A 9,443-nucleotide genomic window follows, 5' to 3' on the forward strand; every position below is an offset into this window, starting at 1 on the left:
CGTCTCCGCGCTTCGAGATCCTGGGCCGGCCGGCCGCGTGGCGGGACGGACAGCCGCTCGACCTGGGCCCCGGCAAGCAGCAGGCCGTGCTCGCCGTGCTGCTGCTGACACCGAACCGGCCGGTGCCGACGACCGCGATCGTGGACGCGGTGTGGGGCGACGAGCCTCCCGACAATGGCGCGAACGTCGTCCAGAAATATGTGGCCGGATTGCGCCGCGTGCTGGAGCCCGACCGCTCGCCGCGCTCCCCGGGACGGCTGCTGACGCTGTCCGGTGCGGGATACGCCTTGCACGTCCCGCGCGGAGGGCTCGACGCCGACGTCTTCCGGGACCGCGTGAAAGAGGCCCTCGCCGAGCGGGCCGCTGGCGACGTCGCGCGGGCCGGGACCCTGCTGCGGGACGCGCTGGACATGTGGCGCGGCCCGGCGCTCGCCGGCCTGAACGGCGGCTTCTTCACCGCCGCCCGCGACCGCCTGGAGGAGGAGCGGGCCGCCGCGCTGGAGGCCTCCGCCGAGATCGGACTGGACCTGCGGGAGCACGCGCGGCTGGTGCCCGAGCTGATCCGGCTGGTGGCCGAGTTCCCGCTCCGGGAGGGCTTCCGGTACCTGCTGATGCTCGCCCTCTACCGGAGCGGCAGGCAGGCGGAGGCCCTGGCCGCCTACCGGGACGCGCGCGCCTTCTTCGCGGAGGAGTTCGGCTCCGAGCCGGGCGAACGGCTCCAGAGCCTGCACGTGGGCATCCTTCGCTCCGATCCGTCGCTGGCGGCGCCCGGCCCTGGCGAGGCGAGACGTTCCGCGTCCGAGCCGCCGGACGACGACGGACGGCCCGCAGCCGATGCGGCCGACACGGTGAAGGCGGTGGCGAGGCCGTCGCCGCCCGTCCCGTCCGGGTTCGCTCCTCCTGACCCGCGCCTCAATCCCGCTCCCGTAGCGGATGCTCCAGGCGGGAGGCTTCTCGCCTACCCGGCTCCGGCCGCGGCACCGGCTCCTCCGCCGGCCTGGCCCTCCTACAACGGTCCGGCCGTCGCCAACGGATCCGCCTTCGGCAACGGCGTGGCCGGGTACTCGGCGGCGCCCGCCGCTTGGGGGGCATGGCCCGCTCCCGTCGAGAAGAAGCGGCCTGCGTGGCCGTTGCGGGCCGTCCTGGCGTCGATCCCGCTGCTCAGCCTCGGGCTCGCGACGTGGGCGGTGCTCGCCTACTTCGCGGCCCGGCGCCGGAGCTGGTGGCTCGCCCTGGCGTCGGCCGTCCAGCTCGGGCTGACGGTCCTCGGCTTCGGCAGCGCCCTGGCCTCGGACGTCGACCAGACGACCTGGTGGGACGTCCCGATGATGTTCTCGCTGCTGGCCACGATGCTGGGCGGCGCCGTCCACCTCGTGGTCCTGACGGCGGAGCCGTGGTCGCCGCCGCCACCGGACGACGAGCGCGCGGCGGCCGCGATGGCCGTCCCGATGATCGAGCAGCGGGTCCGCCGGGAGCAGGCGCGTTCCCTGGTGGCGCATCACCCGGAGGTGGCGCGCCACCTGGGGATCGGACGTCCCGACGTGGCCCGCGCCTTCGACGACGGGGGCCTGATCGACGTCAACACGGCGCCCGAGCACGTGCTCGCCGCGCTGCCGGGCCTGGAGCCGTCCCACGCCAAGCTGATCGTGCTGTCCCGGACGGCGCAGGGCCCGCTCGCCACCGTCGACGACCTCGTCCACCGCCAGATCATGCCGTTCCAGACGGTGCACGCCCTGCGCGAGACGCTGATCGCCGTCCCGCCGAACACGGACGCCGCCGTGCCCGACGAGGAGTTCGGCGCCCCGGCGGCGCCCGCCGCCGGGGGCTGAGGTCCGCCGCCGGGCCGGAGACCCGCCGCGCTACTCGGCGGCGACGGGCTCCTTCTCCTCGGCGGCCTTGCCTCGCCCTTGATGGAGCGGATGAGGAGTTGGGAGACGTCCACGACTTCCAGGGTCTCCTTGGCGGCGCCCTCGTTCTTCTTCTCGTTGATGGCGTCGCCGAGCATCACCAGGCAGAACGGGCAGGCGGTGGAGACGGTGTCGGGGTCGGTCTCCAGCGCCTCGTCCACGCGCTCGGTGTTGATGCGCTTGCCGATGCGCTCTTCCATCCACATCCGCGCGCCGCCGGCGCCGCAGCAGAACCCGCGGTCCTTGTGGCGGTGCATCTCCTGGGTCTTGACGCCCGGGACGGTGGCCATGATGTCGCGCGGCTGCTTGTAGACCTTGTTGTGGCGGCCCAGGAAGCAGGGGTCGTGGTAGGTGATGTTCTCCTCGATCGGGGTGACCGGGGTGAGCTTGCCCGACTCGACCAGGTGCGCCAGCAGCTGGGTGTGGTGGACGACCTCGTAGTTCCCGCCGATCTGCGGGTACTCGTTGGCCAGGGTGTTGAAGCAGTGCGGGCAGGTCGCCACGATCTTCTTCACCCCCGCGTCGTTGAGGGTCTCCACGTTCTGCTGGCCGAGCATCTGGAACACGAACTCCATGCCCAGCCGGCGGGCCGGGTCACCGGTGCACGCCTCCATCGGGCCCAGCACCGCGAACTTCACGCCCGCGATGTGCAGCAGCTCGGCGACGGCCTTGGTGGTCTTCTTGGCCCGGTCCTCCAGGGCACCGGCGCAGCCGACCCAGAACAGGTACTCGGTGTCCTCGGAGACCTTGTCGTCGACGACCTCGACCTCGAAGTCCAGCTCCTCGATCCATTCGAGGCGCTTCATCTCCGACATGCCCCACGGGTTGCCCTTGTTCTCCAGGTTCTTCAGCATCACGCCGGCCTCGCTGGGGAACGAGGACTCGATCATGACCTGGAAGCGGCGCATGTCCAGGATGTGGTCGATGTGCTCGATGTCGACCGGGCACTGCTCGACGCAGGCGCCGCAGTTGGTGCAGGACCACAGCACGTCGGGGTGGATGACGCCGTCGTCGCCGACCAGCTCCTTGTCCACCTGCATGGCGAGCTTCTGCTCGTCGGTGAACTTCTCCCGCTGCTCCTCCGAGGCGGTGAAGTAGGGGGCCTTGGCGAGGGCGTGGTCGCGCAGCTCCAGGATGAGCATCTTCGGCGACAGCGGCTTGCCGGTGTTCCAGGCCGGGCACTGGGACTGGCAGCGACCGCACTCGGTGCAGGTCGCCATGTCGAGGAAGCCCTTCCAGGTGAAGTCCTCGATCTTGCCGCGGCCGAAGACGTCCTCGTCGGGGTCGGCCTCCTCGAAGTCGAGGGGCTTGCCGCCCGACATCATCGGCTGCGCGGCGCCCAGGCCGTCCGGCCGGCGCTTGAACATGACGTTCAGCGGGGCCAGGAAGATGTGCAGGTGCTTGGAGTGGACGACGAACACCAGGAACACCAGCGCGACGCCGATGTGCAGCAGCAGCCCGACCGACTCCAGCACCTCCAGGGTGCCGTCGCTGCCGATCCCGTCGAACAGCTTGCCGGTGAGGTGGGAGAAGTAGGCGGCGCCGCCGTAGCCGAAGTTGTCGCGCGCGACCTCGACGCCCCGGAAGAAGAACATCGTCCAGATCACGTTGAAGATCATGAACAGCGTGATCCACGCGCCGGACAGGTGCGAGCCCTTGAACCGCGACTTGCGGCCCAGCCGCTTCGGCGAGTTCTTCACCCGGATCGCGGTGAACACGATCAGGCCGGCCAGACACGCCAGCGCGATGGTGTCCTGCACGAACCCGATCGGCCCCCAGGTCTGCAGGCCCGGGATGTGCGCCTCCAGGCCGAACAGCAGCTGGACGGCCGCCTCCAGGTACACGGTCGCCAGCAGGAAGAACGCCCACATCACCGCGAAGTGCGCGGCACCGGCCACGGTCCACTTCAGCAGCTTGCGCTGCCCCAGGACCTCCACGGCCTGGCCCTCGACCGCCTTCTGCGGCTCCCGCTTGAGCTGCAGCGTCCGCTCAGGGTCGGGCTGCCCGCTCTTGGCGATGGTGTACAGGAACAGCACCCGCCGCGCGGCGAGCGCCAAAGCGACCGCCGTACCGGCGAGCCCGATGACCAACGTGATCCAGAACACTGTTCCGTCCTCCTGGGGTACGGGTGCTGGCAGTCAGCGTAGGGCTCGCGACAGACTGCTCTTCACCCGGGGCCCGAATACTACTCGGTAGTAGCTTATGCGTCACCTGCGCTGGTCAGGACGCTCCCGGCCCCTTCCTCGCACCCCGGAAGCGTCACGACCCGCGGCCGTGCCGCCCGTCCACCTTAGAGATCTCGTGCACCGATGAGAATCAGCGGGTTCCCGAGTCCATACCAGGAAAGCCCGCCCGTCCAGGGCGGTTCCCAGCCACCGGTACGTCGAACGGAGTCCTCATGACCTCGACGCCAGACCTCACCCCCGCCGCCCGGCGGATGGCCGAGCTGCTCGCCGGCGTCCGCGACGCCCAGCTCACCGCCCCGACGCCGTGCGAGGACACCCCGCTCGCCGCCCTGATCGGCCACGTGGACGGGCTGGTCCTCGCCTTCACGCAGGCCGCGACCAAGGACATCCCAGAAGGCGGCTCCCAGCCTCCGTCCGTCGCCTCGTCCGACCTCCCCGCGGACTGGCGCACCCGCATCCCCGAGCAGCTCGACGCGCTCGCCGCCGCATGGCGCTCCCCCGACGCCTGGCAGGGCATGACCGAGGCCGGCGGCATCGCGATGCCCGGCGCGGACGCCGGGAACGTCGCGATGAACGAGCTGGTCGTCCACGGCTGGGACGTCGCCCGCGCCAGCGGCCAGCCCTACACGGCCGGGGCGGACGAGATCGAGTCGTGCCTCGCCTTCGTCTCCCCGGCCGTCGAGCAGAGCGGCGGCAAGGGCGTCCCCGGCCTCTTCGGCCCCGCCGTGCCGGCCTCCGATGACGCGCCCGCCCTCGACCGCCTCATCGCCATGACCGGCCGCGACCCGTCCTGGACGCCCGACGGCGCCTGACCCCGCCGCCCCCGGCGGGGTCGAGGTTTTACCTCCCTCACCTGGTCCCCGATCAGGCGGTTTGTGAGGATTGTGGGTGGGGTGCGTCCGGTCCCGATCCGAGGGGGGATCATGACCGAGACCACCGGCATCCCGCGCTGGCACGTCGCCGGCGACTGGTTCGATGTCTGCAAATGCACCATCCCGTGCCCGTGCACCTACGCGCAGTCCCCCACGTACGGCGACTGCGACGGCGTGCTGGCATGGCGCATCCGTGAAGGACGGTACGGAGAGGTCCCGCTCGACGGCCTCAACGTCCTGATGCTCGGCTCGTTCGTCGGGAACGTGTGGGGCGAGCACTCCGACGCCTACGCGGCCGTCTTCCTGGACGAGCGCGCCGACGACGCCCAGCGCGCGGCGCTCGGGAAGATCTTCGGCGGGGAGGCCGGCGGCTGGCCGGCCCAGCTGGTGGGGATGCTCGCCCCCGAGGTGCGCGGGCTGGAGTTCTCGCCCGTGACGATCTCGGTCGACGAGGACCTCGCCACCTGGGGCGCTGAGGTGCCCGGCCGGGTCGTGGCGCGGGCCGAGGCGCTGACCGGGCCCACGACGCCCGAGGGCGCGCGGGTGCAGACCCTCAACCCTCCCGGTGCGGAGACCGGTCCGGGCCAGGTCGCCACCTGGGGCCGCGCCATCACCGACCGAGCCGACGCCTACGGATTCAGCTGGGAGTGGGACGGCCGCTCCAGCAAGCACATCCCGTTCGACTGGACCGGACCCGACTAGGAGCCCGCCGATGCTGACGCATGAGCGCCACCTCGGCCACGTCCCGCCACGACGGCGCGGATCCGGCGCCGAGCGCGCGCACGATGCCCCGGCCGGTGCGCGCGGGCGGATGCGGGAGGGCCTGTTCGTCCTGGTCCTTCTCGTGCTGTCCGCGCTCGCCTGGCTGGCGGTCCACCGGCTGGCCATGCCGGACATGCGCGCCGGGATCCTGACCGGCGGCGCCGGACGCTCCGGGGACGGGATGGCGGGGATGCCGACGGATCGGTCCATCGGCGCGGGCCTGTTCCTCGGCACCTGGCTGGTGATGATGGCCGCGATGATGCTGCCCGCGGTGACACCGGTGATCGTCCGGATCGACCGGCTGATGCGGCGGCGCGGCGCGGGGAGGACGACCGCCTACCTCCTCGCGGCGGGCTACCTGGCCGTGTGGGCGGCGGCCGGGGTGGCGGCGTACGGGCTGTTCCTGGTGTTCCAGCCGGTGGCGGCGGCGGGCGACCCGGCGACCGCCGTGCGGGCGGGCGCCGCGGTGCTGCTGTTCGCGGGCGCCTACCAGCTCAGCCCGCTGAAACGGGCGTGCCTGCGGCTGTGCCGCTCGCCCCTCGCCGTCGTCGTGCGGCACGGCGAGCGGATCACCGCGGGCCCCCGCGGCGCGCTGCTCGCCGGCGTCCACCACGGGGCCTTCTGCCTCGGCTGCTGCTGGGCGCTGATGGCCGTGCTGCTCGCCGCCGGGATGATGAGCCTGGTCTGGATGGGGGTCATCGCCGCGGTGATCCTCGCCGAGAAGGTCTGGCGGCACGGGGAGCGCCTGAGCCGGCCGCTCGGCGCCGCGATGATCGTCTTCGGGCTGGTGCTGCTCGCCGCTCCCGGGGTCGCGCCGGCGCTGACCTAGCCGGCGCCCACGCCGGACGGCCGGGCTAGACGCGTTCGAAGACGGCGGCGAGGCCCTGGCCGCCGCCGATGCACATGGTCTCCAGGCCGTAGCGGGCACCGCGGCGGTGCATCTCGCGGGCGAGCGTGGCGAGGATGCGGGCGCCGGTCGCACCGACGGGGTGGCCGAGGGAGATGCCGGAGCCGTGCACGTTGACGCGGTCCCAGTCGGCGTCCTTCAGGCCCCATTCGCGGGTGACCGCGAGGACCTGCGCGGCGAACGCCTCGTTCAGCTCGATGAGGTCGATGTCGGCAAGGGTGAGCCCGGCGGCGGCGAGCGCCTTCGCCGTGGCGGGGACGGGCCCGATGCCCATCGTCGCCGGCGGCACCCCGGCACGGCCCCACGCGACGAGCCGGACGAGCGGCCGCAGCCCGAGCTCGGCGGCGCGCTCGGGAGTGGTGACGACGCAGGCGGCGGCCGCGTCGTTCTGGCCGCTGGCGTTGCCCGCGGTCACGGTGGCTTCGGCGTCCTTCTTACCGAGGACGGGACGCAGCTTCGCCAGGCTCTCCATCGTGGTGTCGGGGCGCGGGTGCTCGTCGGTGTCGACGACCGTGTCCCCCTTCCGGGACGCGACGGTCACCGGGACGATCTCCTCCGCGAACACCCCGGACTGCTGGGCGGCGACGGCGCGCCGGTGGGAGCGGACGGCCAGCTCGTCCTGCTCCTCGCGTCCGATGCCGTACTCGCGGCGCAGGTTCTCGGCGGTCTCCAGCATCCCGCCGGGCACTGGGTGGTTGACGCCGCCGGCGGTGACGCGGCCCTGCGCGAGCGCGTCGTGCAGTTCGAGGGAAGGCCCGCGCACGCCCCACCGCGCCTGCGTCGTATAGAAGGGTGCGCTGCTCATGCTCTCCGCGCCGCCCGCGATGACCAGGTCGCTGACGCCGGTCTGGATCTGCATGGCCGCGTCCAGCACCGCCTGGAGCCCGGACCCGCAGCGCCGGTCGACCTGCGAGCCGCCGACGGAGATGGGCAGGCCGGCGTCGAGCGCGGCGACGCGTCCGATGGCGGGGGCGTCGGCCGTGGGGTAGCAGTTCCCGAGGACGACCTCGTCGATCGCGTCGCCGGGCAGCCCGGTGCGCTCCACCAGCGCGCGGATGACGGTGGCGGCGAGCTGGACGGGAGGGACGGTCTTCAGCGCCCCGCCGAACCGGCCGATCGGGGTCCGCAGCGGCTCGCAGATCACCGCGTCGCGCATGGTGGCTCCTCCAGGCTGTGCTACCGGGTACCCCGCAGGCTACGGCCTCCGTTCGGCAGGGCGGCCTCCGGGCTTCCGTCCGATGGAGGGTTGAATGCGGTGGAGGCGGACGATCGAGGAGGCGACGGTGGAGGACTGGGCGCGGCGGGTCACGACGATCCGCGTCATCGGCACCGGGGCGATGGGGCGCGGGATCGCGCAGCTCGCCGCGGCGGGCGGGCTGACCGTGGAGCTGGCCGACATCCGCATGGAGGCCGTGGTCGGCGCGGCCGAGTACATCGGCGGCATGTTCGACAAGCTCGCGGGCAAGGGGCGCATGACCGCCGAGGAGGCTGCGGCGGCCAAGGGACGGCTCCGGCCGGTCGGGGAGCCGCTCACCCCGTTCCAGGACTGCGATCTCGTGGTGGAGGCGGTCCGGGAGGACATCGACACCAAGCGCGAACTTTTCGCGTCCCTAGAGAAGGTCTGCCCGCAGCACACGGTCCTGGTGACCAACACCAGTTCGCTGCCCGTCACGGCGATCGCGGCGGCGCTGGAGGATCCGTCCAGGGTGGCGGGGCTGCACTTCTTCAATCCGGTGCCGCTGATGCGTCTCGTCGAGGTGATTCCGGGGGCGCGTACGGCGGAGTGGATCCCGGGTGCGCTCGCCGACCTCGTCCGGCGCCTCGGTCACGAACCCGTGCTCGCGCCGGACGCGCCCGGGTTCCTCGTCAACCACGCTGGGCGCGGCCTGGTGACGGAGGCTCTCCAGATCCTGTCCGAGGGGGCCGCCGAGCCCGTCGACATCGACCGCATCTCGCGGGACGTCCTGGGCCTGAAGATGGGGCCGTGCGAGCTGCTCGACCTCACGGGCATGGACGTGTCGCACCCGGTGATGGAGTCCATCTGGACGGGGTTCTACACCGAGCCCCGGTTCCGTCCGTCCAGGCTCGGACGGGCGCGTCTAGAGGCCGGTCTGCACGGACGCAAGACGGGCGAGGGCTTCTACAAGTACGTGGACGGTGCCAAGCAAGAGCCGCCGGAGGTCACCGTGCCGCCGGTAGAGCCGCGCCCTGTGTGGGTGCACGGGGACGTCCGTGACGCGCTCGGCGCATTGCTCTCCACGTCCGGCGTAGAGGTCGAGTCGGGTGACGAGCCGTCTGACCGGGCCGTTGTTCTGGTCGCGCCCTTCGGGCAGAGCACGGTCAACGCTGCTGAGGGGCTGCCCGTAGAGCGCACCTTGGGCGTGGACCCGCTCGGCGGGTTCTTCACCCGCCTGACCGTGATGGTGCACCCCGGCCTCGACAAGGACGCGGGCCGCGCCGCGCTCGCCGCCCTCGCGGCCACGGGACGTTCCGTGACGGTCGTCCGCGACGCCCCGGCCCCGGTCGCCCAGCGGCTCCTCGCCTCGATCGTGAACGTGGGCTGCGGGATCGCCGAGCAGCGCCTCGCCCGCCCGCAGGACGTCGACACCGCCGTCCGCCTCGGCCTCGGCTACCCGCGCGGCCCGCTGGAGTGGGGCGATCACGAGGGCGCCGACCGCGTCCTGCGGATCCTGCGGGGCCTCCAGGACAGCACCGGCGACCCCCGCTACCGTCCGAGCACCTGGCTGACCGAGCGCGCGGCCCTCGCCCTCCCCCTCACCGACCCCGGCACCGCCCCGTCCGACCTCAC

General features: G+C 72.6%; 6 protein-coding genes and 1 pseudogene. 5 read left to right on the forward strand and 2 right to left on the reverse strand.

Going from position 1 to position 9,443, the window contains the following annotated elements; translation table 11 throughout:
- A partial coding sequence (locus ETD96_RS46130) for an AfsR/SARP family transcriptional regulator (RefSeq protein ID WP_138640619.1) occupies nucleotides 1-1,829 on the forward strand: 1,829 nt, incomplete at its 5' end.
- A gap of 71 nt (nucleotides 1,830-1,900) precedes the next feature.
- On the opposite strand, the pseudogene ETD96_RS34185 reads toward ETD96_RS46130, so the two are convergent.
- Nucleotides 1,901-4,012, reverse strand: a pseudogene (locus tag ETD96_RS34185) ((Fe-S)-binding protein); the annotation flags it as partial.
- 293 nt (nucleotides 4,013-4,305) lie between these two features.
- Here ETD96_RS34185 and ETD96_RS34190 point away from each other — a divergent pair.
- The 3 genes from ETD96_RS34190 to ETD96_RS34200 all read left to right on the forward strand — a co-directional run bounded on the left by ETD96_RS34190 (nucleotide 4,306) and on the right by ETD96_RS34200 (nucleotide 6,556).
- Entirely contained in the window at nucleotides 4,306-4,905 is a 600-nt protein-coding gene (locus tag ETD96_RS34190) for a TIGR03086 family metal-binding protein (RefSeq protein ID WP_138640620.1), read from the forward strand.
- 111 nt (nucleotides 4,906-5,016) lie between these two features.
- The gene (locus ETD96_RS34195; protein WP_138640621.1) at nucleotides 5,017-5,667 is read left to right on the forward strand and encodes a DUF1326 domain-containing protein; all 651 of its coding nucleotides are present in this window, start codon (nucleotides 5,017-5,019) and stop codon (nucleotides 5,665-5,667) included.
- A 10-nt stretch (nucleotides 5,668-5,677) separates the two neighbouring features.
- A complete protein-coding gene (locus ETD96_RS34200) occupies nucleotides 5,678-6,556 on the forward strand; it encodes a DUF2182 domain-containing protein (RefSeq protein WP_138640622.1) in 879 nt (292 codons plus the stop codon).
- 25 nt (nucleotides 6,557-6,581) lie between these two features.
- Here the strand turns inward: ETD96_RS34200 and ETD96_RS34205 are convergent, their stop codons facing one another.
- The gene (locus tag ETD96_RS34205; protein ID WP_138640623.1) at nucleotides 6,582-7,790 is read right to left on the reverse strand and encodes an acetyl-CoA C-acetyltransferase; all 1,209 of its coding nucleotides are present in this window, start codon (nucleotides 7,788-7,790) and stop codon (nucleotides 6,582-6,584) included.
- Nucleotides 7,791-7,884: 94 nt separating this feature from the next.
- On the opposite strand from ETD96_RS34205, the gene ETD96_RS34210 reads away from it, so the two are divergent.
- The coding region (locus ETD96_RS34210) for a 3-hydroxyacyl-CoA dehydrogenase (protein WP_240808431.1) at nucleotides 7,885-9,443 on the forward strand (1,559 nt) is incomplete at its 3' end.

Origin of the sequence: Actinomadura geliboluensis (assembly GCF_005889745.1) — a bacterium.
GTDB lineage: Bacteria > Actinomycetota > Actinomycetes > Streptosporangiales > Streptosporangiaceae > Spirillospora > Spirillospora geliboluensis.

Bases quoted from the DNA above. Each gene is read 5' to 3' on its own strand.
- ETD96_RS34200 (WP_138640622.1), top strand. From the start codon at position 5,678: ATGCTGACGCATGAGCGCCACCTCGGCCACGTCCCGCCACGACGGCGC.
- ETD96_RS34190 (WP_138640620.1), top strand. From the start codon at position 4,306: ATGACCTCGACGCCAGACCTCACCCCCGCCGCCCGGCGGATGGCCGAG.
- ETD96_RS34195 (WP_138640621.1), top strand. From the start codon at position 5,017: ATGACCGAGACCACCGGCATCCCGCGCTGGCACGTCGCCGGCGACTGG.
- ETD96_RS34205 (WP_138640623.1), bottom strand. From the start codon at position 7,790: ATGCGCGACGCGGTGATCTGCGAGCCGCTGCGGACCCCGATCGGCCGG.